This window comes from Clostridium psychrophilum, assembly GCF_018861705.1.
Classification (GTDB): domain Bacteria; phylum Bacillota; class Clostridia; order Clostridiales; family Clostridiaceae; genus Clostridium_AD; species Clostridium_AD psychrophilum.
In genome coordinates this window covers 1-24,377 of sequence record NZ_JAHLEC010000030.1, presented here as the reverse complement: position 1 = coordinate 24,377, position 24,377 = coordinate 1, and the positions used below count along the sequence as shown (strand labels likewise).

The 24,377-nt window shown below is 30.6% G+C and carries 22 protein-coding genes; 9 read left to right on the top strand and 13 right to left on the bottom strand.

Annotated features, from left to right (window positions below; translation table 11 throughout):
* Positions 1-15: 15 nt before the first annotated feature.
* From KPL38_RS08605 to clcA, 4 genes are all read right to left on the bottom strand, one after another.
* The gene (locus KPL38_RS08605) at positions 16-2,451 is read right to left on the bottom strand and encodes a heavy metal translocating P-type ATPase (RefSeq protein WP_216288738.1); all 2,436 of its coding nucleotides are present in this window, start codon (positions 2,449-2,451) and stop codon (positions 16-18) included.
* A gap of 201 nt (positions 2,452-2,652) precedes the next feature.
* Complete coding sequence (lgt, locus tag KPL38_RS08600) at positions 2,653-3,486, bottom strand: prolipoprotein diacylglyceryl transferase (RefSeq protein WP_281419339.1); 834 nt, start codon at positions 3,484-3,486, stop codon at positions 2,653-2,655.
* A 68-nt stretch (positions 3,487-3,554) separates the two neighbouring features.
* Positions 3,555-4,175 carry a GGDEF domain-containing protein gene (locus KPL38_RS08595; RefSeq protein ID WP_216288736.1) on the bottom strand — a complete coding sequence of 207 codons (621 nt, stop codon included), beginning with the start codon at positions 4,173-4,175 and terminating at the stop codon, positions 3,555-3,557.
* 21 nt (positions 4,176-4,196) lie between these two features.
* Positions 4,197-5,783, bottom strand: coding sequence for a H(+)/Cl(-) exchange transporter ClcA (gene clcA, locus KPL38_RS08590; RefSeq protein ID WP_216288735.1), 1,587 nt, complete (start codon positions 5,781-5,783; stop codon positions 4,197-4,199).
* A 296-nt stretch (positions 5,784-6,079) separates the two neighbouring features.
* Here clcA and KPL38_RS08585 point away from each other — a divergent pair, with 296 nt between their 5' ends.
* The 7 genes from KPL38_RS08585 (at position 6,080) to KPL38_RS20320 (ending at position 11,504) form a co-directional block, all read left to right on the top strand.
* Positions 6,080-6,886: a polyprenyl synthetase family protein gene (locus tag KPL38_RS08585; RefSeq protein WP_216288734.1), complete on the top strand. Its 807-nt coding sequence runs from the start codon at positions 6,080-6,082 to the stop codon at positions 6,884-6,886.
* A 72-nt stretch (positions 6,887-6,958) separates the two neighbouring features.
* Positions 6,959-7,477 carry a DoxX family membrane protein gene (locus KPL38_RS08580; RefSeq protein WP_216288733.1) on the top strand — a complete coding sequence of 173 codons (519 nt, stop codon included), beginning with the start codon at positions 6,959-6,961 and terminating at the stop codon, positions 7,475-7,477.
* A gap of 247 nt (positions 7,478-7,724) precedes the next feature.
* Complete coding sequence (locus tag KPL38_RS08575) at positions 7,725-8,300, top strand: FixH family protein (RefSeq protein ID WP_216288732.1); 576 nt, start codon at positions 7,725-7,727, stop codon at positions 8,298-8,300.
* Positions 8,301-8,319: 19 nt separating this feature from the next.
* Complete coding sequence (locus KPL38_RS08570; RefSeq protein WP_216288731.1) at positions 8,320-9,714, top strand: 4Fe-4S binding protein; 1,395 nt, start codon at positions 8,320-8,322, stop codon at positions 9,712-9,714.
* Positions 9,715-9,741: 27 nt separating this feature from the next.
* The gene (gene menA / locus KPL38_RS08565) at positions 9,742-10,641 is read left to right on the top strand and encodes a 1,4-dihydroxy-2-naphthoate octaprenyltransferase (protein WP_216288730.1); all 900 of its coding nucleotides are present in this window, start codon (positions 9,742-9,744) and stop codon (positions 10,639-10,641) included.
* A 17-nt stretch (positions 10,642-10,658) separates the two neighbouring features.
* Positions 10,659-11,279, top strand: coding sequence for a CPBP family intramembrane glutamic endopeptidase (locus KPL38_RS08560; protein WP_246577883.1), 621 nt, complete (start codon positions 10,659-10,661; stop codon positions 11,277-11,279).
* 123 nt (positions 11,280-11,402) lie between these two features.
* A complete protein-coding gene (locus KPL38_RS20320) occupies positions 11,403-11,504 on the top strand; it encodes a hypothetical protein (protein ID WP_216288729.1) in 102 nt (33 codons plus the stop codon).
* Positions 11,505-11,527: 23 nt separating this feature from the next.
* Here the strand turns inward: KPL38_RS20320 and KPL38_RS08550 are convergent, their stop codons facing one another.
* Positions 11,528-12,331, bottom strand: a complete 804-nt coding sequence (locus KPL38_RS08550) for an FTR1 family iron permease (protein WP_216288728.1) — start codon at positions 12,329-12,331, stop codon at positions 11,528-11,530.
* A 352-nt stretch (positions 12,332-12,683) separates the two neighbouring features.
* On the opposite strand from KPL38_RS08550, the gene KPL38_RS08545 reads away from it, so the two are divergent.
* Positions 12,684-12,992 carry a hypothetical protein gene (locus KPL38_RS08545; protein ID WP_216288727.1) on the top strand — a complete coding sequence of 103 codons (309 nt, stop codon included), beginning with the start codon at positions 12,684-12,686 and terminating at the stop codon, positions 12,990-12,992.
* A gap of 83 nt (positions 12,993-13,075) precedes the next feature.
* Complete coding sequence (locus KPL38_RS20220) at positions 13,076-14,530, top strand: sensor histidine kinase (RefSeq protein ID WP_216288726.1); 1,455 nt, start codon at positions 13,076-13,078, stop codon at positions 14,528-14,530.
* Between the two features lie 188 nt (positions 14,531-14,718).
* Here KPL38_RS20220 and hypE read toward each other — a convergent pair whose 3' ends face one another.
* The 8 genes from hypE to KPL38_RS08500 form a co-directional block, all read right to left on the bottom strand.
* On the bottom strand, positions 14,719-15,726 hold the full coding sequence (gene hypE / locus KPL38_RS08535) for a hydrogenase expression/formation protein HypE (RefSeq protein ID WP_216288725.1): 1,008 nt from the start codon (positions 15,724-15,726) through the stop codon (positions 14,719-14,721).
* A gap of 102 nt (positions 15,727-15,828) precedes the next feature.
* Positions 15,829-16,920 carry a hydrogenase formation protein HypD gene (hypD, locus tag KPL38_RS08530; RefSeq protein ID WP_216288724.1) on the bottom strand — a complete coding sequence of 364 codons (1,092 nt, stop codon included), beginning with the start codon at positions 16,918-16,920 and terminating at the stop codon, positions 15,829-15,831.
* The gene (locus tag KPL38_RS08525; protein ID WP_216288723.1) at positions 16,907-17,131 is read right to left on the bottom strand and encodes a HypC/HybG/HupF family hydrogenase formation chaperone; all 225 of its coding nucleotides are present in this window, start codon (positions 17,129-17,131) and stop codon (positions 16,907-16,909) included. Before KPL38_RS08525 ends, hypD begins: the two co-directional genes overlap by 14 nt.
* A 379-nt stretch (positions 17,132-17,510) precedes the next feature.
* Complete coding sequence (gene hypF / locus KPL38_RS08520; protein ID WP_312884180.1) at positions 17,511-19,802, bottom strand: carbamoyltransferase HypF; 2,292 nt, start codon at positions 19,800-19,802, stop codon at positions 17,511-17,513.
* A 320-nt stretch (positions 19,803-20,122) separates the two neighbouring features.
* A complete protein-coding gene (locus tag KPL38_RS08515; RefSeq protein WP_216288721.1) occupies positions 20,123-20,875 on the bottom strand; it encodes an NYN domain-containing protein in 753 nt (250 codons plus the stop codon).
* 206 nt (positions 20,876-21,081) lie between these two features.
* Positions 21,082-22,245 (bottom strand): AI-2E family transporter, encoded by a 1,164-nt coding sequence (locus KPL38_RS08510; protein WP_216288720.1) that lies wholly within the window; start codon positions 22,243-22,245, stop codon positions 21,082-21,084.
* A gap of 48 nt (positions 22,246-22,293) precedes the next feature.
* On the bottom strand, positions 22,294-22,704 hold the full coding sequence (locus tag KPL38_RS08505) for a hypothetical protein (protein WP_216288719.1): 411 nt from the start codon (positions 22,702-22,704) through the stop codon (positions 22,294-22,296).
* A gap of 284 nt (positions 22,705-22,988) precedes the next feature.
* Entirely contained in the window at positions 22,989-24,119 is a 1,131-nt protein-coding gene (locus tag KPL38_RS08500) for an alanine/ornithine racemase family PLP-dependent enzyme (RefSeq protein WP_246577881.1), read from the bottom strand.
* Positions 24,120-24,377: the final 258 nt, after the last annotated feature.

Genomic DNA, 24,377 nt, shown 5'->3' with positions numbered 1-24,377 from the left:
TTATAATGTGAACCTTTATGTTAATGGCTTAAAGCCCTTTAAACGTAATGCATTTGTTAATACTGAAACTGAACTAAAACTCATTGCAAGTGCTGCAATAATAGGGTTTAAAAGTGGACCACCAAATAAATGTAAAACTCCCATAGCAATTGGTATCCCTAGGATATTATACCCAAACGCCCAAAATAGATTTTGCTTAATATTTGTTATGGTTTTCTTACTTAGCTGAAGCGCTGTAGCTACATCCATTAAATCACTTCTCATAAGTACAATATCTGCTGATTCCATTGCAACATCTGTGCCTGATCCTATGGCAATACCAATATCCGCTTGAGCAAGTGCAGGGGCATCATTAATTCCATCTCCAACCATAGCAACCTTTTTGCCTTCTGCTTGAAGTTTTTTAACCTCATTTGCTTTATCTTCCGGCAATACTTCTGCAAGTATTGTATCAATACCAACTTGAGATGCAATAGCTCCTGCAGTCCTTTTGTTATCTCCAGTTATCATAGCAACCTCTATTCCCATGCTATGAAGTCTTTCTATAGCCTTTTTACTATTTTTCTTTACAGTGTCCGCTACAGCGATTATTCCACTTAGACTACCATTAATAGCAATATACATAGGTGTCTTGCCTTCCTTTGCAAAATCATCTGCTGCTTTCTCAAAATTTTGCACTGAAACATGGCTTTCCTCCATAAGTTTTTTATTACCCAATAATGTTATGTTATCATTAATAACTACTTCAATTCCTAGCCCAGGAATAGCCTTAAACCCTGCTGATTTTTTTAATTCTAATTTTCTTTTCTCTGCCTCATTAACAATAGATTCGCCAAGTGGATGCTCAGATCCTTTTTCTGCTGTAGCTCCTATTATGAGTAAATAATCCTCATCTATACCTTTCGCCGTAACTATATCTGTTACCTTTGGTTTTCCCTCAGTAAGAGTTCCTGTTTTATCAAATACAATTGTTTGAATTTTATGTGCAGTTTCAAGGGCAGAACCGCTTTTTATAAGTACCCCATACTCTGCACCCTTTCCTGTTCCAACCATTATAGCTGTTGGAGTTGCAAGACCTAGCGCACATGGACAAGCAATTACCAGTACTGATATAAATATTGTTAAAGAAAAAACTCCACTTTGCCCAGCTAAAAGCCAAGATAATGACGATACTAACGCAAGTCCTATAACTACAGGCACAAAATAACCAGATATAATATCTGCCATTTTAGCTATTGGCGCTTTTGATCCTTGAGCATTTTCAACTAATTTAATAATTTGTGATAAAGCAGTATCTTTACCAACTTTAGTTGCTTTAAACTTAATAGAACCATTTTTATTTATACTCGCTCCAATTATTTTATTGCCAATACTTTTTTCAACTGGCATACTCTCACCAGTAAGCATTGACTCATCTACAGATGTAGTTCCGAGAACAACTTCACCATCCACTGGCATTTTTTCTCCTGGCCTCACAACAACTATATCTCCAACTTCAACTTCATCAATTGAAATCTCAACTTCTTTATCTCCACTAAGTATAATTGCAGTTTTTGGCTGGAGTCCCATAAGCTTTTTAATCGCCTCGGAAGTTTTTCCTTTAGTTACTGATTCTAAATACTTTCCAAGAGTTATAAGTGTTAAAATTATACCTGCTGATTCAAAATACATCTCATAACCAGTATTACCAATTAATATTTCATATACTGCAAAGATACTATATAAAAATGCAGCTGATGCTCCCATTGATATTAATGAATCCATATTAGGACTTAACCGTGCTAAAGACCTAAAACCCACTATGAAATATCTTCTACCTGTAATCATTATTGGAAGAACAAGTATTAATTGCAAAATAGCATATAATTTTTCATGCATCATAGGATTGCTACTTTCAGGCAACATAATAAACATTGGTACCATTGCAACAAGGAGCAATGGCACACCAAATATTGCAGATATTAAAAATCTATTCCATAAACTCTTTATCTCTTTTTCCTTTTTCTCTTTGTCAATATCTATATTACTTTCTTCCTCGAGAGCCTTATACCCCCCTTTTGCTATAACCTTCTTTATATCATTCGTTTTAACTAATGATGGATCAAAAGAAATTGTTAATTTTTCTGTGGCAAAGTTAACATTTGACTCTATTACTCCATTAAGTTTTCTTGTTATTCTTTCTATATTTTTTGCACAAGACGCACAGCTCATTCCCTCTAATTTTAAAGTTTTATTAGTTGTTTGAACTAATATTTTATACCCAGCCTTCTCTACTGCATTTTGTATATCAGGTAATTTTATTAATGAATCGTCATAAACTATCTTTAATTTTTCTGTAGCAAGATTTACACTTGCGACTTCAACACCAGGTAATTTTTTTGAAACTCTTTCGATTGCTTTTGCACATGATGCGCAACTCATACCTTCAATGTTAAGTGTTTTATTTACCATACTACTTTCCTCCTTATCTTATTTGAATCTATATAATATAGAACTTCATCTATAGATTTTTTATTTCTTCTCAATCTATATATTAACACTTCATTATGTAGACTTTATGAAGAAACTCTTTTCTAAAATAAAGTTTTTATTAATAAAGAGTGATAAATAAAATTATCACTCTTCCAATTTTATTTATTTTATTCGCATTATTTATGGATACATTTTGTATTTATATCTTATTTTTTTATATTTACATAAAATTAAATATGCTATCCAAATTAAAATTCCAGCTAAGCTTACCATCTGAGCAATTCTAAAAGAACCAAACATTAAACTATCTGTTCTCAGACCCTCTATAAAAAACCTACCAATTGAGTACAGCCCAATATAGGAGAAAAACACAATGCCAACTTTTTTAGTGTTTTTTAAAATAATCATTAAAATTACGAAAACAATTAAATCCCATAGGGATTCATATAAAAAAGTAGGATGATAATAAATTCCATCTATATGCATACCTTGCTGGATGAAGTATGGAAATTTTTTAATAAAATTATAAGATACAGGACCACCATGAGCCTCTGAATTAAAAAAATTTCCCCATCTGCCAATAGCTTGAGCAATTATAATTGTGGGTGCCGTAACATCTGCCATTTTAAAGAAACTCATCTTCTTACGTTTTGCAATTAAATATGCACAGATTAACGCAAATAAAATACCGCCATGAATTGCAAGTCCACCGCCTCTAATATCAAATATATCTATTAAATTATTTCTATAATTATTAAATTCAAAAGCTACATAATACAACCTTGCACCTATAATACCAACTGGTAGAGAAATAAGTACTACATCAAGCAAAAAATCATAATTCACATTTCTATATTTACAGGTATATTGTAATAATGATATAGCTAGTGCCATTCCACTTGCTATTAATATTCCATACCATCTTATACTAAATCCAAACACATAAAACGCTACTGGGTTCATACCATCACTCCTAATATTGTTTTCTAAGTAAATTATATATAGTTTACACAATTATGCAAGTAATTATATAGTAATTAAATAAAATGTAAAAATACTTTAGTTATATAATTAAGAATCTTTTATTTATTATATTTTTTAAACAATCCATCCAATGCTTCTCTTAGAAGAAATGCTTCGGTTTTGTCATTTGACTTAGAAAGTTCTGATAACCTATCAAGTTGAGTTTTTGTAAAATAACTTGATTTTAGTACCATACTCTCTGCTTCTGAAAGACAAATTCTATTCTTACCCTCTTTTTTAGCTCTAAATAGACCACTATCAGCAACTCTAAGAAGATCTATAACATTTTTAGAATCTCGAGGATAACTAGCAACTCCAAAACTTATAGTAATATTAATATTTTCTGTTGTAGTTAAGTTTTTTAAATCAAAGGTATTATCTGATAAATATCTTCTTATTTCTTCTAAGTCCATAAAACTTCTTTCAGCACCTTTTTTAACAAGTAATAAAGTAAATTCATCACCACTTCTACTTATTAAATCTGTCTTAGATAAATTATTGTTAAATATAGATATAACTTTAGAAATTACTTCATCACCTATAGCATTTCCATGAATTGTATTGATATTATTTAGATTATCAATATCACATGTAACTACACTAAAAGGTCCTTCATTTTTTCTTATTAACTCTTTAATCCTTGATGTTATTTCAGTCATAGAAATTAGTGTTTTATCCATCATAAATTCTCCTTAAACTATTTATTTTGATATTTCACAACTTGCCGTCATTACATTTAAAACATCATTAATTTTAGATACCCTATCCTCATTGGTGAGTACAATCAAATAATCGCCGGCGAAAATAACGGTGTCGCCTTTTGGAATTATTTCATGTTCTCCTCGTTTAACTGCTACTAATAAACAATGGGATGGCCATTTGATTTCTCTAATTTGTTTTCCGTCCAAATTTGATCCCATACAAACTGCAAACTCCAGTATAGCCTTATCTTTCTTATTACCAAGGGATAATTTTTCTCCTTGATTATGTAAAAATTTCTCAAGTAATGATTCATAAATAGGTTTTGATGCTAAAATATCAGCCACAATATAGGCAACAATAGATACTACAGACAAAGAAAGTAACTGACTAAAAGATCCTGTCATTTCAGTAAGTAGAATGATTCCAGTTATAGGTGCTCTTACTACAGCTGTAAAATATCCTGCCATTGCAAGTATTATAAAATTATTAATATAAATACTATTAAAATTTAGAAAATGTACAAGCGTTATTCCATAAATATTCCCTATTAAGGCTCCAATTGCAAGTAGTGGGAGAAATATTCCTCCTGGTGCACCTGATCCATAACTTAACATAGTGAATAAAAATTTTACAACAACTATAATCAATAAAATTGTTAAAGAAGGATTTCCTATAAAAAGTGAGTTTATAAGTTCATTGCCTCCACCTAACACTTGTGGCAACAAAAGTCCAAGAATAACTGAAATTAACAATGGTACTACAATTGTCATTTCTTTTGGAATCCATGCTTGAGCTGCATATAAATCCTGTGTTTTCAAAAGAATATTATTAAATAAAACACCTAAAACTCCAATAATAACCCCTAATACAATTATATAAAAATAATATTTAAGTGGTAATATATCCAAATTTTTAACAATGAAAATTGGTTTTAGGCCCAAAAAAGCACTAGTTACAAAATCAGCAGATAATGCCGCAGATAATGCTGAAAGAAATATCAATGGCGAAAAATTTTTGTGAACCTCCTCTAAAGCAAATAATGCTCCAGCAAGTGGGGCATTAAAGGCAGCTGCTAGGCCTGCACTAGCTCCGCTTGTCATAAGATATTTTTCTTCGATTTTTATCCTTTTAAATACCTTACTAAACCCTTGACCAACTGCCGCACCTAATTGAACCGAAGGTCCTTCTCTTCCTAAGGAAAGACCTGATCCTATTGTAAGAACCCCTCCAAAGAATTTGCCAATTATAACTCTCCACCAGCTCATATTTAGTTTTCTAAGCAAAACGCCTTCCACTTGAGGTATTCCACTTCCGCTAATCATCGGTTGATGTTTAACCATTAAACCTACAATATATCCTATTAATATTAAAATACCAATCCAAGGTAAAATCAATATTGGATTTATAGATAGAATCTTGTAAACATGGTTTACAAAAATTCCTGCTTTTTCAAGTGTATAGCGATACAATACAACTAATAAACCTGTTAAAATACCTATCGCAATCCCTTCAAACACGAGTTTTAATCTAAATCCATTAAAGTGGAATAAGGTATTATAAGTATTTTGTTTGTTCTTTGCTTCCATTTTTCTGCCTCCATTATTACATAAATAACCATTTTATGTCTTTTAGTTTTTAAAGTATGTAATTCAATTATTCCGTTATATATATAATAACATACATATGTATATATATTTTATTATACATATGTATGTATATGTTGTCATTCATACGTATATATAATTTTTTTACAATGTATCCTCTACATAATATCTTCATAACATTCTGATATCATCAGTATTATAGTTGATAAACATTTTCAACTATTGTATTCCCAAAAATATATTATTAAAATTAAAATATAGAAGGGTGGTGAAAAAGTTTGCAGTTTAAAGATATTTATTATCCTATAATTAACAACTTAAATTCTATGGAAAAAGATCAAAAAAATATATGTAAGAAATTAAGTACAAGTTATTTGCAAGAAATTATAGATTATTTTTTTAAAATTCCTGGAAAACGACTTCGTCCTACCTTAGCGTTTCTATCGGCTGGTATTATAAATAATAAGCTATCAGAAAAGACTAACAATCAGCTAATTCACTTTGCAACTGGTATTGAGCTCATGCACAGTGCTAGTTTAATACATGATGATGTGATTGATGAAGATTTGTTTCGTCGTGGTCAAAAAACTCTTAATAAAGTTTATGGAAAGAAAATAGCAGTGCTTGCAGGTGATGTTGTTTATTCTTTAGCCTTCTCTACCCTCTCTCATTCACTGCCAAAAGAATTTGAACAAGTTATAGTTGAGTTAACTGAATCAATGTGTGCAGCTGAAATGATTCAAGCAGAAAATAAATTACCAACTCGTGAAATTTATTTGAATATTATTAAAGGTAAAACAGCATTATTTATGTCTGCCAGTTGCAAAATTGCAGCAGCACTTGTTGGTGGGACAAAAGCAGAAATTACTAACATAGAAAAGTATGGATTAAATTTAGGAATAGCCTACCAGATAATGGATGATTGTATAGATAAGGACATTAATACTGAACTAAATATAACAATCAAAGACGCTAAATTATATGGTAATAAAGCTATAACATCACTTGATTCATTTAAAGACTCACCTTGCAAAACAAGTTTAATAAATCTTGTAAATTTTATTCTTAATTCTTCTCATTCATAAGCAAACATGTCATAAAAATGGTTTAAACTTTTTAAACAAATACATTAAATACAATTTAAAGGGGATTTTAAGATGAAATTATTTAAACATAAATATTTTAACCTTTTATGGACATCCCTACGTATATGGCTAGGTTATCAATGGATATCAGCCGGCCTTGAGAAATTTACAGGAGGTGGTTGGATTGGTAGCACAGCCGGAACTGCTATAACAGGGTTCTTAAAAGGATCACTTGCTAAAGCCTCAGGTGCTCACCCAGCAGTGCAATCCTGGTATGCCGATTTTATTAAAACCATAGCTTTACCAAACGCTACAGCATTTAGTTATCTTATCACATTTGGTGAGATTCTAACTGGCATTAGCCTAATCCTAGGAGCACTCACAGTTGTCGGTCTCATTGCTGGTGCACTTATGAATCTGAATTATATGTTAGCTGGAACTACTAGTACAAATCCAAATATGTATACAGTAGCATTCATACTCTTATTTGTTGGGGCTAATGCCTATGCTATTGGACTTGACCACTTTATACTACCTATCCTTAAAAATATCTTTACCAAAAAATCGGATTCTGATCCAATTTCCTCGTAAAATGAGTTTTTTTAATATCCAATTTATTAAAAAGTTTAAGTTTAACACCTAAAGTCAACGTATTTTATTTAACAAAAGATTAAATCATCTCCTGGGTCGCTGCAATATTAACAACTTTGGAAGCAGATTTAGACTGCCACCGAAGTAATTTTCCTAGGCTAGACAACTGCCACTTATAGAAGATGGCAGACTTGAAGCTTCCAAAATGTTGTTAAAATAAATATTTTTTAAAAGGGGACTAATAAACATGAAATTAAAGTCATTAAAAAACTTTGTATTTACCTTAGTATTAGTTTTATCAGTTTCAACATCTGCATTTGCATCTACAACTAGTACTCAAATAAATAAAACAGTTGACGGCGTAAAAGCCACCTTAACCTTCTCAACTGAGAAATTGAAACTAGGTAATAATGATTTTACAATTTCCATTCTTGATAAAAATGGAAAGCCTTTACCTAATGCTAATTTAAAAGTCACTGCATATAAAGACGATCCTAATGGCACAAGTACTATGACTAATACCAGTGGTTCAAATGATATGGCTGCTATGCCTGGCATGAGTGGTATGAAAGCAAGCGATATGACGATGATATCTTTAAAAAAAGGTTCCACAAAAGGCGAATATACTGGCATAGTAGACTTAAAAAGCACAGGAAAATGGATTGTTGAATCTACTATTGATGTACAAGGTCAGCCCCAAAAAATCGATTTCAATATCCTTGTGAAATCACCTAACTTTCTTATAATTGGCGGATTTTTAGGAGTAATTGTACTAATTTTAATAATAGCTGCTATAAGCAAGAAAAAATCTATTAAATCTTAGAATTGGAGGCCTCCTACTAATGTCAGATATAAAAAAAACCTTAAGACAGGATTTACCGAAATTGCCTATAAAAAAACAAAATGATTTCTTAAAAAATAAAACTTTCAAAAAATTCATCAAAAGCAAATGGTACCCTGGCATATTTCAATGGCCAGTAGCACTAGTTTTTGCTTTTATAGTCTATGAATTGATTGCAGGACCAACCGATGCTCATGATAACTTTGGTACTGCAGGAACTTGGGTGCTATGGTGGCCTCTACTCCCAATCCTTCTACTGCTTTTCGGTAGATTTTGGTGCATTGTATGCCCTTTTGGGCTCCTAAATGATGTAGTTCAGAAATTTGTAGGCAATAACAAACCTGTACCAAAATTCTTACGAAAATATGGAATTTGGATTATTGATGCAACTTTTCTTATGATTACCTGGAGTGATCATGTTTGGGGTGTAGTTGAAAATCCTCGTGGTTCAGGAATATTGCTTTTAATGATAACTACCGCAGTAATATTTTCCGGTGCACTCTTTGAGAGAAGGACTTGGTGCAGATACTTATGTTTCCTTGGTGGACTATCTGGCAACTATTCTAGAGCAGGTATGTTGGAACTACGTGGAACACCTGAAGTGTGTAAAAAATGTAAAACTGCTTCTTGTTATAAGGGGACACCTGAAGTTCCCGGATGTCCTATGTTTGAGTTTCCTAAGACTATGGAAAGTAGTGCAGAATGTAATCTATGTGGTAATTGTGTTAAAAATTGTCCAAACAATTCTATTAGAATAAGTCCTCGCACACCTACTAAAGAATTGTGGAACATTAAAAAGCCTAAAATAGAAGTTGCTTTTTTGGCCATCGTAATTATGGGTATTGTGTTTGTTCAAAATATAACCATGCTAAACATATGGAATCAATTATTACATTCTCTTGAAAATATACTAGGAACAACTAACTATTATATAACATTTACTGTAACTTTTTTTATAGCTATGTTAGTTCCTGTTGTGTTACTCCTTTTAACAGGTCTTATTGCTAAAAAATTTAATAAAGCTTCAATTATAGAAAATTTCGCAAGATTTGGATATGCTGTTATTCCATTAGACTTAGCAGGACATATAGCTCATAACCTATTTCACTTATTAGCAGAGGGCAAATCTGTAGTTTATACTGCAATGGAGCTTTTCGGAATGTCGGCCCACGGTGCTTCAACTGCAATACTTTCTAGTCCAACTATTCAAGTTCTTCAATATATTATTATTGTAATTGGTACTATAGGTTCAATATACACTGCTTATAGACTTGCAAGAAGCAGTCAAACTAAAGAAACACTTTTAGGAACATCTATAGTTTATACAATTCTAATGGTATTACTTGCTGTAGCAAACATAGTATTATTTTCTATTCCAATGGCAATGCGTATGTAACAAAATAAATTGCAAAAGGAGAGTATTATGATTAAAGAAAAAATCAAGATATGGTTAAGGGCTATAAGGTTTTTCTCTTTTACAGGTTCTGTAATTCCAGTTACCTTAGGAGCAATTCTAGCAGTTAAACAGAGCAAATTTCAATTTACATACTTTATACTCTCTATTTTTGCTATTGTGCTTTTGCATGCCGCTGTTAACTTGATAAGCGATCACGATGACTATGAAAAAAAGGTAGATACAAGGAATTCTTATGGTTCTAGTGGTGTTATATTAGAAAATTTACTGACCTCCAAACAAGTTAACATAGGTGGAATAATTTGTTTAATACTTGGGAGTCTCATAGGATTATTTTTGTCATATGAAAAAGGTTTGTTTATTCTAGTATTGGGTTTAATTGGTGCTTTTGGTGGGTACTCTTATACAGCGAAACCACTGATGTTAAAATATAAGGGGCTTGGGGCCCCACTAGTATTTCTATTATTCGGGCCCTTAATGGTAGTTGGTTCTTATTATGTGCAAATGCAGCACGTAAGCGTAGAAGCATTTTTTGTCTCAATCCCAGTAGGACTTTTAACCACTGCCATCTTACATGCAAATGACATTCGCGATATCATTCACGACAAAAAAGCAGGTATTAAAACTTTATCAATTAATATTGGAAAAAGCAATGCGAAAAAAATTTATTATGGAATGATTATATTAGCTTACGTATCTATCATAGTTATGATCCTATGTGGAATTCTTCCATATTTAAGTTTACTTTGTTTAATTACACTGCCTATCGCTTATAAAAACTCAAAAATATTATATAATTCAAAATTATCAATTTCTGGATTAATAACACTTGATAAGTCTACAGGTAAACTTCAAGCTCAGTTTGGAATATTACTAATATTTTCTATATTATTGGGCTTCTTATTGTGATTAAAGGAGGAAAGAGCTTGAACAAAACTAATACAAAACATATTATTTTCACATTAATAGTAGCCACAATTCTTTGGTTTTTAATGTTTGTTATAAAACCAATGAATTTTTGGTTAGAAATGAGTATATCCATTTTAGCTTTAGTTTTGATGTCATTCATCTTTAACAGAGATATTTTTAAAATCGGGAAATTGACTAAAAAACATATTATAATTGGAATAATCTCTGCTGTTGCACTGTATGTAGTATTCTATTTTGGAAATATCGTATCCAGTTTAATATTTCCATTTAAAGATTCACAGGTATTATCTGTTTACAGCAATAGATCAAAAGGGAACTTAATATGGATAGGATTACTACTATTATTTATTATTGGTCCAGGTGAAGAAATTTACTGGAGAGGTTTTATACAAAATGCTCTCTCAAAAAAAATGGGTGAAACTAAAGGATATATTATATCGGTTCTTCTGTATGGAGGTGTTCACATAATCACAGGCAATGTAATGCTTATAATAGCTGCTTTGGTATGTGGAACATTCTGGGGATGGCTTTATAAAAAAGAAAAAAGCTTACTTCCAGTAATTATATCTCATGCTATTTGGGACCTAACGATTTTTGTAATATTCCCCTTGATGTAAGGAGGCTTTTATAATGAAAGAAGTTATCACTGATGTGCAAAGTATATTGTGTTCAATTGCTCCTAAATATGATAAATTGAACACAATATTAACTTTAAACATTGACTTACCTTTGAAGATAATATGTTTCAATGCGTCACAATCGCATTTGGGCTACGAAATATACCTGATAAAAGAAAATACCAATTCATAATTAATAAATTACGAATTGGTCTTTACAAATAGAATTGTATTTACATATAACAGTTCTAAAGATTTTTCGGTTTAAAGTAAGCGTATAATGCACCAAGTAGATACATCCAATATGCAAGAACTTGAACTAAATTTGGGCTGTCTGCATATCCAAATATGGCTTTTAACAGACCTCCAATCATTGATTTTTGATCTAAAAATGCCTTTGTACTCCAAAGTTGTTCTATCCCTACTGGGATCATATGAATTTCTTGAAATTCATGCACTCCTCCGGATAAAAGCCCTGCTGCCATTACAATAAGAAGTATACTCATAACCGTAAAAAATGAATTAAGTGGAAGATGATATGTTCCTCTATAAAGTATATAGCCCAGGATGGCTGCTACTCCAAACCCCAATATGCTACCACTTATAGTAGCAACTGCAGATGTCTCCTGTGCAGAACCTACAATAAAAAGCACAGTCTCAATACCCTCTCTTAGTACTGAAACAAAGGCTAAAGAAATTAATGTCCAAGCAGATCCACGACTTATTGCGACCTGTATCTGTCTTTTTAATTCTCCACCAATGTTTCCACCTTGTCGTTTCATCCATATTGTCATCCATGTGAGCATAATTACCGCAACAATTTTAAGCGTTCCTTCAAGCACTGCTTGAAATCCTTCAATTTCAGTAGTGCCAAGTATGAAAAAGATTCCTAGGGCTATCAGTAAGCTAATTAATGCTGCAGCTCCTGTTCCTAGCCATATTTTCCCGGTTTCCTTCATCTGCCCTAATTGTTTAAGGTATGATATAATTATTGCCAAAACAATCGCGATTTCTACCCCTTCGCGTAAGGTAATAATAAATACATTAAACATATTTTCCATCCTTCCTATGTATAATCAAATGATAAAGATTATCATTCTCTCGTATTATACCTTGGCAATTTCTAATTGTCAATATACTAATTTATAAAGCTATATAGATACTCTTAAATTTTATTTAAGCTTCCAATTTTATCAAATAAACAAATTATTATTCCACTACATATAAGCCCTAAAACTATATCTTCTAAAATATCTGTAGATATACTCTATTTACTTTTTGAGTTAATATGTCCCTTTTCCAACAATGTTTTTACACATAATTCCTTTTGTATTGACCAAAATGATTTTAAGTATTAATATTATAAAATAATAGTTTATTTAATAAGTTAGGAGACGATATACTATGTTAAAAATTGACAATAAAGTTTTAGATTATGTTCGTGATAAAAAATTATGTTTTGTTGTAAGCATTCAAAACACACCCGTAGATTGCGATTGTTCGAATTGTCATACTAACATTAAGGCTCTTAAAATCAAGGTTTTATTTGAAACTGAAGTACTAGACAAAGAATGTTATGATATCTATGAAGATCAAGGTATTAAGGCATTTGTTTTAAAAGACTTAAAAGTTGCTTGTGATATTAATATTTATCTAAAGACAAAAATACCATTTTTACAACCTAAGTTTGGAGTCAGAGGTATCACCACTTAGTAGGTGTTTGCATATTGTAATACCCCATATTAATTATAATGTAGGGGTGTTAATATATTCATTAGATAGGAGCGTTATTTGTCGTGATTAATAAAAATAAATTAAAGAAAATAGCTGGATACTTTAAAAGCAAAAAAATGGCTACTCAATTATTTGGAAATTATATAATTTTTTTAATCATTTTAATTGCAATATTTATGCTAACTATATTTACTTTATTGTTTTATCTTTCTTTTAATAATAAAAATTCATCAAAAGATAATACTACAGCAGAATATATTATAAACCAAAATTACAAAGGTATTAATGTTTCAAATTTTATAAAATACAAAGGTTATGTCGAAGTTCTTGATAAAAATCTAGTTATTGTTATGGAAAATGGTAGTAAACATGCAGTAGGATTTAAATACGCACAAAAATATTATCATGATATGATTAATAACAATTTAAAGGATGGGTATTTTTATTCTAGTAAATATGGTTATAATAAGAATTCTATTTTAATTACTGCTATGCCTAATAGCATTTTTGACACATATATCTGGGGACTTGAACATAAACAACAATTAGAAGAAGATAGTAAATTTAGTATTCGAGTACCCACTTTTCTACAGGTATTTCCTTTTATAATATTTATATTTTTACTATCTACAATGGTACTTTATTCTAAGTTTACATCAATGATTTTTGTTAAACCGCTAAAAAAACTTTTAAAAGGTGTTAACACTTTTAAAAATGGAGAATATTCAGCCAGGGTTGAAATTAATTCTTTAAATGAAATAGGACAACTAAAAGATGCCTTTAATCTAATGGCAGAAAAAATACAGCAAGAAAGATTACTAAGAGAAAAAGCAGAACATAATAGGAAAAGAATGATTCTTGACATATCCCATGACTTAAAAAACCCCTTAACAAGTATATTGGGTTATTCAGAATTTTTATTAGAAAATAATGACATCTCACTAGATGCAAAAAACAGGTTATTAAAAGTAATAAATAATAATAGTAGACGAGCAAATGATCTAATTCAAGATCTGTTTGAATTTTCTCGCATTGAAAGTACCGAATATAAATTGGATATAGGCATTCATGATATGGGTGAGTTTTTAAGAGAACTTATTGCAGGATATGTTCCAATGATGGAGCAACAAGGCGTTAAATATAAATTTGATATTACAGAAGATGAAGTAGACATTTCATTTGATAGAAAAAACTTAGATAGAGCATTGAGTAATATTATACTAAATAGTATTAAATACAATAATGCTGGAATTACTATTAGCATTAAACTTTTATTAGTTGATGACACCGCTGTAATTATTATTGAAGATGATGGTGTAGGCATAGATAAAGAGTTTCAAGGTGATATTTTTGAGCCTTTTGTTCGAGTTGATGCTACTAGGAACTCCAAAACTGGTGGCACAGGGCTTGGCCTTGCAATCTCAAAAGCTATAATTGAAAAACATGGAGGCAATATATGTTTAGCTCAAAACATAAATAACGGTTGCAAATTTATAATCAAATTAAGGGATCATTAAATCATCTCCTGGGTCGCTGCAACATCTTCTAAGAAGATGCATCATCTCCTCTATGGAGCTGCGACAACATTTGGAAGCAGATTTAGACTGCCACCAAAGTAATTTTTCTAGGCCAGACAACTGCCACTTATAGAAGATGCCAGACTTGAAGCTTCCAAAATGTTGTTATCCCTATGTTAATAAGGAGTTTAGCATATTCTTGGAAGTTGAATTCCAGATGGCATATCAACTAATCTTTTTCCACCAACTACTGTGTTTAAATAAACTTTATTTCCCAATTCTTTAGTAACATTTCCAATAATTACAGATTCAGAACCTAGTGGGTGATTTCTCATTGCATTAAGTACCTTTTCAGCATAGGCCTCTGGTACAAACGCGCAAATTTTTCCTTCGTTAGCAATATATAATGGATCAAGTCCCAACATCTCAGTGGCACCTTTCACTTCTTCTTTAATTGGTAAATTATTTTCTTCCAAAGCTATGGTTACATTACTAAATTCACTGATTTCATTAAGCACTGCTGCCACTCCCCCTCTTGTAGCATCACGGATAACATGGATTCCATCGTAGGCTTCAATCATTGTGTCTACTAATGAATTAAGACAAGCACAATCACTTTTTAAATTTCCTTCGAATCCCAGTTTGTTTCTTTCGCACATTATTGTCATTCCATGATCTCCGAGTGTTCCATTTATTATCACAATATCCCCCTCTCTTGCATTGGCACAGTTAATATTAACATTCTCATAAATTCTACCAATACCAGAAGTGTTAATATAAATTCCATCAACGCTTCCTTTTTCTACGACCTTTGTGTCACCAGCTACGATTTTTACGCCTGATATCTTAGCTTCATCAGCCATAGACTTCACAATTTCTTCTAATTTTTTAATAGAAAAACCCTCTTCTATAATAAAAGCGCTTGTTAGGTAAAGTGGTTTTGCTCCACTTACAGCTAGGTCATTTATAGTACCACAAACTGCTAATTTACCGATGTTACCACCATTAAAAAATATTGGATTTACTACAAACGAATCAGTAGTAAAAGCAAGTTTTTTAAAATCTATATCTATTTGAGCTGAATCATTCATCTGATTTAGAATATCGTTTTTAAAATATTTGAAAAACACTTCATTTATTAATCTATTAGTTTGCACACCGCCACTTCCGTGACTTAAAGTTATCATATCGTTCATTTTAAACCCTCCTATATTCCTTATAAGTACTAACAATTATTAATTGTTATGCTTCCTATATTCCTTAAAACACGTAACGCTTACTAATTGTTACGCCTCCTGTTATTTAGTGTCTTTGTGGTATCTATAATATGCAGCACAAGTACCTTCTGATGAAACCATGCATGAACCAACTGGATTTTCTGGTGTACAGAATTTTTTGAAAAGTGGACAATCTGTTGGTTTAATTTTTCCTTTAAGTATTTCTCCACATTTGCATCCAGGGCTACCATCATATTCTTCATAATCTATTTTAAAATGCTTAAGTGCATCAAATTCTTCATATTCACTATTAAATTCCAGACCACTTCCACATATTCTACCTAGTCCCCTCCAACTACTATCCACAATATCAAAAGCTTTTTTTAAATATTCTAAAGCTATGAGATTACCCTCAGTTTTAACTATTCTTTTATATTCATTCTCAATTTTATAATCATTTTTGCTTATTAAGTTTACTAATGTGTTTAACCCTTGAAGTATATCTAAAGGTTCAAACCCTGTAACTACTCCAGGAATGTTATAACCTTCACTTAAAAATTCAAATGGTTTAGTTCCGATAATTGCACAGACATGCCCTGGCAATAAAAAGCCATCTATTTTAAGTTCTTTATCTTGGACTAGAGGTTCCATAACTGGTGGAACAGTTTTGTGGGCCGTAAAGAAGAACAAATTTTTCAAATCATTTTTTTTAGCTTCAATAGCAGTAACTGCAGTCATAGGAGCCGTAGTTTCAAATCCTACTGACAAAAACACTATCTTTTTAGATGGGTTTTGTAATGTCATTTTTAAACAATCCATTGGTGAATAAACTACTCTTACATCCGCCCCCTCTGCCTTTGACCTACTTAACGATCCTTTTTTCCCAGGAACTCTCATCATATCTCCAAATGTTGCAATAATTACATTCTCTTTTTCTGAAAGTGTTATTGCTGTATCAATATAGCTTTGAGGTGTAACGCACACCGGACAGCCTGGCCCTGATATCAGATTTATATTTGAAGGAAGTACATCCCTAATACCATATCTAAATATAGCCATAGTATGTGTACCACAAACTTCCATAATATTTATCTTTTTACTAGGAATATTATTTAGCTTTTCAACAAGTTTCTTAGCATATTCATCATTTCTAAATTCATCAACAAACTTCATTATCTAAAAGCTCCTTAAAAATATTCATAGTTATTTTTGCTTCTTCTTCATCTATCATATTTATTGCACACCCTGCATGAACAAGTACATACTCGTTAACGCATGCTTCTGGCACTAGATGCATAAATACCTCTCTCTTCATGTTTCCAACCTCAACTATTCCCTTATTTCCATCTATTTTTAAAACCTTTCCTGGAATTGCTAGGCACATTGTCTCTCCTCCTTTTTCTTCTCTCATATAAATATATTACCCAAATACTAACTTCATACATAAATAAAACAGGAGATACTGCAAATGTAAGAAAATCAACTGCTGGTAATAACACTCCCTCTACCACAATCACTCCTAATATAACTAATACATACGGTATTAAAAACATAATACCTGTATAGAGGCAAAAATACCTATGAAATTAAAATATTAAATACTTTTTTAAATAAAATCATATTTTCTTTGATTTTTGTCAAATTAATTGTAGCTTTATAGTAAAATAGAGTGTATTTTTACAAAAAACGCTAAAAGACAGTAATTTCAAGTTACTGTCTTTTAGTATATAGTCTATTACGTTCTATTAACTTCTAAAAGTGCTTTAATTATTTGAATTTTTTAACTTATTTTTAATTATTTCATTTGCTATGATTATCTGACCAATCGCTACCCCTCCATCATTAGTTGGCAAATATTTATGAGTATTAACTTTAAAACTATTATTCTTTAAATCACGCCCTATTTTTTTAAGTAAAAAAGAATTTTGAAAGACTCCTCCGCTTAGTACTACTTCGTTTATACCAGAATCCTCTCTGATATGCGCACATATATTTACAGTTAAATTAACAACAGTATTTTGAAATTTTGACGCAATCATTTTAGCAGATACACCCTCTATTTTATCCTTTATTGCCTGAGAAATTATTTCATAAGGCTCTATAATATACATATCTTGTTTAATCACTTTGTAATTATACGATTCTTCAATACTTATTTCCGATATAGCTTCAAGCTCAATGGATGCCTGTCCTTCATATGTAACTTTATCTGTAATTCCAATTATATTTGACATAGCATCGAAAAGTCTTCCCATACTTGAAGTCTCGATACAATTAATGTTAGAGTTTAGAATACTAATCAAATTAATAGCCTTGTTTCCATATAACTTAATAAGTATATCCTTAACTTCTTTTTTACTTTTTTCTTCACTTAAATACTTATAAAGATAAGAAACTGCCATTCTCCATGGCTCTTTAATAGCTTTTTCTCCTCCAGGCATTTTTATATAATCAAGATGAGCGACCCTTTTAAATTCGAGGCGATCACAAATCATAAATTCTCCTCCCCATATTTTTGAATCTGTGCCATAACCAGTTCCATCAAAACAAACTCCAATAACTTTTTCATCTAAATTATTTTCAAACATATTACTAACTATGTGTGCATGATGATGCTGAACTGCAATTTTAGGCAAATTATATGTTAAAGCATACTTAGTTGACATATATCCTGGATGCATATCATATGCTATAAATTTGGGAGAAAAAGAAAATATTTTTTTAAAGTGCTCAATGTTTTTTTTATAATGATCATAAGTTTCTAGATTTTCTAAGTTACCATTATATTGACTTAAAAATAGGAAACCTTCTTTACCAATACAAAATGTATTTTTCATATTTGGACCACAAGCTAAGATATTTCTAATATTAGTTGCTTTAAAAGGTTCAGGTACAAATCCTCGAGCCCTCCTTATGATTGTTTGCTCTTCATCTATAACCTTTAATACAGAATCATCAACTGGTACATGTATTTCACGGTTATGCATTAAAAAATAATCAACAATATCTGATAACCCATCTCTTGCAGAATCATTTTTATACTCTATAGGTAACCCGTTAATGTTAGCACTCGTCATAACGAGAACTTTAATTTTTTTAGAAAACAATAAAATATGTATAGGTGTATATGGGAGCATTACTCCTATTGTTCTCTGATTAGGTGCAATGTTTTGTGGTAAATCATAGTTTTTCTTTTGACCCAAAATAACAATTGGCTTTTTTATTCCAGTTAATATTTTTTCTTCTAACTTACTTACTATGCAATACTTTTTCACTGTTTCTATATCATTCATCATAACTGCAAATGGCTTAAATTGTCTTCTTTTTCGTTTTCTTAAATTACTCACTGCAGTTTCATTTAAACCATCGCTTGCTAAATGAAAACCTCCAATACCTTTTATAGCAAATATCTTTCCCTTACTAAGCATATCTTGTGCAAAACTTATAGGATCTTCTATTTCTAATTTATCACCTTTAAAATTTTCTATCCAAAGCTCAGGACCACACTCCCTGCAAGCATTTGGTTGTGCATGAAATCTCCTATTTGTAGGATCTAAATATTCACTATTACACTGCTTACACATTTCAAATTCACTCATTGTAGTTTTCTCTCTATCATAAGGTAATTCTTTAATTATAGAAAATCTTGGGCCACAATTTGTACAATTAGTAAAAGCATAACCTTTCCTTCTATTGTTCAAATTTAGTATATCTTCCTCGCATTCACTACAAGTAGCTATATCTGGCGAAATAAAAGTTATTTTATCAAGATTTTGTTTACTCTCTCTGATTTCAAAATCATAATAATTTAATATTTGTCGATCTTTTACAGTTGTTTTTTCTATTCGAGCTAAAGGTGGCGAATTATTTTCAAGACACTTCAAAAATGTGTCTATATCATTTTTCAACCCCTCAATATCTATATAAACTCCTTCAGAGTTATTATTCACCCAACCCTTTAGCCCTAAGCCTTTTGCTAAATTATACACAAATGGTCGGAACCCTACACCTTGAACTATTCCTTCAACCACAATAAAAATTCTTTTTTTGTCCACAATGCACATCCTTCTTATATGTTTTGAGCTCTAAAATTAACTCTTATTCGATAATTTAACATAAAATATCAAAGTATACAATCAAAAATAAAAAATTTAGATTTACTTCATCTTAATTTTCTCTCTTATATTATTTAATATAATTTGTTTGTCGTAGTTAAATTTAAATGACTGTGTAGATGATTTTTATGCTAATTTAATACCTATATGTTCTTTATATCTTTTATATTTAGCAGTAATCTTTTGATTATAAAAAGCCAATAAGATTTCTAATCTCATTGACTTTTTATTTTGGTATATTATTTTTTAATTTTGTTATATTACTCTTTATTTCTAATGTATTTAAGGGTTATACTAGGATTCCTAGTTTTTGTTGATCTAATCTCAAATTGATTGAGCGATGCTACAAAAGGTGTAAGTTTTGTGTAACCATAATTTCTGGTATCAAAATCAGGATATCTTTTATTGAGAGTACTACCTAATTCCCCTAGGAATGCCCAACCATCCTCATCTGATATTTCAGTTATAATAGTTTTAATAGCCTCCACTAATTTACCTGCACTTATCATTCCACTTTTAGGCTCTTCCTGTGTTTGCGCACCTTTAATGTTTGATGTCTCAATATGCTTTGGTGCCATAGAAGCTAATACTTCAAGATATTTAAATTTCTCACACGCTGCTATAAATGGTGTAGGCGTTTTCTTCTCTCCCATCCCAATAACATACATACCTGCCTCGCGAAGACGCGCCGCTAATTTAGTAAAATCACTATCACTAGACACAATACAAAATCCATCAACATTACCCGAATAAAGTATATCCATAGCATCTATTATAAGTGCCGCATCTGTTGAATTCTTGCCTGTTGTATAACTATATTGTTGTATAGGACTTATCGAATAATTAAGCAACACATTTTTCCATGAAGCTAGTTGAGGTTTGGTCCAATCTCCATATATTCTTTTATATGTAGGTGTTCCATGATTTGATATTTCATCAATTATATATTTTATATATTTATCAGATACATTGTCAGCATCAATCAAAACTGCAATTCTCTTATCTTTTTCCATATTTTCTCCTTTGCATTTTTCCTATTCAAATTATTTTCTAATAAATTCATAAATCAATTGCCTTAAAATAAAGCACTACAGTATATCATTCTACAACTTTTCAAATATTCCTTCTTTATTTATTAAATCTATACATATGATATGATTTTTTCAACACTTTTACACACCTATTACTTTAATTGGTATTCGATAATAAACATTTGCGTTTAATTTTCACTACTAGCATTCTCTTTACGTCTTGTTATAATTTTAATTAAAAAGAGTTTTATTATACCAGCAATAGGTACTGATAACAGCATTCCAAGTATCCCTGCTAGTGAGCCACCTATTGTTATCGCCATAATCACAAATATTGGATGAAGTCCCATACTATCTCCTACAATCTTTGGTGATATAACTGCACTATCAAGTTGCTGAACCGCAAGCAATAGAAGTACTGCCCAAAGAGCCATAATAGGATTAGGGCTAAGAAGGCCAATAATAACGGCTGGAATACAACCAATTAGTGGACCAACATAGGGTATAATATTAGATATACCGGCAGTTAAACCTATAAGAAAAGCAAAATCAAGACCTATAATAGACAATCCAATACTGCTAATTAAACCTACTATTAAACCATCAAGTAGTTGCCCTCTTATAAAACTAGACATAATACCATTAACTTCAAATATTGTTTTATTAAGTCTCCTATATTTACTTTCTTTCATTATAAAACTAACTGAATTTAAATATAGATTTTTAAAAAACTCATAGTCCTTTAATAAGTAAAATGAAATAAACAATCCTATAAAGCTATTTATAAGTATGTTACCTATACCTGCAAATAAACTAACAATTCCGTTTATAGAAACCGATAAATAGGAATAAACTTGTTTTATAGCTTGTGATAAATACCCCTTTATATCAATAGATAATCCACTTTCAGTAATCTTGCTGTTAATAAAATCAAAAAGCTCATTATATCGTTTTATATAGTCACCAATAGTTGCAAACATAACTGTTAATGTTTGATTGCTACTAATTTGTCCACCAATCATTGCATAAATACTATAAACAAGTATAATAAACAATAAAATTACCACTAAATATGTTAGTAAAATACTGATTAAATGTGTATTATATTTTAGTTTTAGACGCTTTTCCAAAAATTTGTTTATAAACTTTGATAACGGATATAGTAGATAAGCAATTATACACCCTACAATTAGGGGTGAAATAATTGAAAGTGATGCTTTTATTATACCAACTATGTTACTAAACAATATTTTAAAATTGAAAACTACATTATAGCTTATAAAAATCAATGTCATTGCCAAAACTATATATAATACATACTTAAGGTATACTCTATCTATCTTGTTTCTCAAACTTATATCCTCCTTAGTAATGTTTTATTTCGATACCATGTTTATTTTTTATATTATATGAATTACTATAGCTATTAATAAAACAAATGCCATACCCCTGTGTATTTTAAGCCACATACCTTTATGCTTTTTATTAATAAATGCTCCGTAAACACCTAAAAAGAATATGGTAAGCATAAATAATGCAGCAATTATACCAGTTATACTAGTTCGGATTGAAGTGAATGCAATTATAAAATGCGCCAGCACCGCAAAAATAGCTACGGTTCCCGCTAGTTTATGATTTTTAATAATTATCTTCATTATTTTTCTATACAACACAACTATTTCTTGTTTTTCCTTCCCTAACTTACTAATATACCTTTTATTAATATATTTTACAAAGTAATTTGCAATTGCTATACCAAAACTAATAACTGCTATAAAACCTAAAAAACCAAATATTGCTCTTGTTTGCATAAAATAATTCCCCCCAGTTTGACTCTCTTTAATATTTCGTCTTTTTATTAAAAACTTAAACTTAAACTTAAACACTAAACACATTAATTCTTCTACCATCTTTTATTGTGTCCACAATAGTAGAAAAATTATCATCAAGCAATATTATATCAGCCCTAAAAGTTCTAACTTACATTACATAAGTGTACTCTGTATATCATCTGTGCTATTTATAATAATTTTACCAACAGCAATGACACGAAGTTCTTGCCTACATTTTCATCATTTAATTTTTTAAAAATACCTTATATAAATATCTTTGGTATACCTTCATTTTCACTTAAGTACATCATTGGTGGATAATACATTGAAAATTTAAGTATATCCCCTAATTTAGTTTCAACATTGCAATCTTCAATATCCACAATCAAATGATCAGAACTACTTCCTACAATTTTAACTCCTTGTTTTTGTGGAATTAACTTGTCATGTAACCCAAAATCTTGTTTTCCTACTGCAAGTAATGCCCTTTTTCTAATACCCCTATCCTCGTAGGTTGGTTTAGTCCCAAACGCATCGATAAATATATTTCCTACCGGGTATGTTGGTTTATTTTTCACTTCCACAACTTGAGCTTTTAGCACAAAAGTGTCTTTATGCATATGTTTCATACTATATCCCCAAAATTTTTCTAAATCCTCAGCTAATAGTATTCCTTCACCTAACCTCAAGTTATTTACTCTGCTAGGCATTTTTCCATCTATTAATAGGGGTAATGAGCTTGTCGCACCACCAGAAATTATTTCTAGTCTCCTATTTATTTTGCTTTCAATTATTTCTGCAATTGTACATAATCTTCCCAAATTTTTTTCAGTAGGCATTATTGATCCATAGCATCCCAAATTTGTACCTACTCCATATAACTCAACATTTTCAAGATGATTTTCTACATGTTCTGCTAAGTTTATGAATTCTTCCTGATTAAAAACACCTTCTCTTAAATCTCCAAGATCAAACATTAAAATCGCCTTGTGACTTTTACCTTGTAATTCACATTCTCTTTGTATCATATTAAGTGTTTCCATTTCAGAATTAAGACTAACTGACGCATACTTTACTAATTCTTTTATTTCACTAAACATTGGAATCCTAATCATCATAAAAGGTTTCTCTATTCCATATTTCTTTAGCTTTATTATTTGGTCAAGTCTTGAACTTGCTATATATTTACATCCTGCATCTACAAACTGTTTTGTGACTTCTGGTATTGCATTAAAACCCTTAACTACTCCCGCAATACTTATGCCTGCCACTCCACATAAATCTACCATGGTTTTTATATTTTCATGTATTTTTTTTAAGTTTATTTCAAGCATTGGATATTTAATATCTAAGTTACTCTTTTCTTTAGTCACCATATTAGTCTTTTGTGTCATACCAATTCTCCTCAATAAATTTTGCATTTAAAATATATTCTATACTTACTTGTTATATTTTTCGTCATTAATTAATATTATTATACCCCATAATAATATTAATTAAAATAAGCTTATAAAAGATCACCTAATGTCATATTTTATTATTAATATGATTAAGCCACAAAAAGCTATATTTTCTCCGGTAGGAGTTAAGCTATTTCAAATTTTAGGCTATGCCTCTTGAAAATATTGTAAATTAATATGAAAATTTCAATA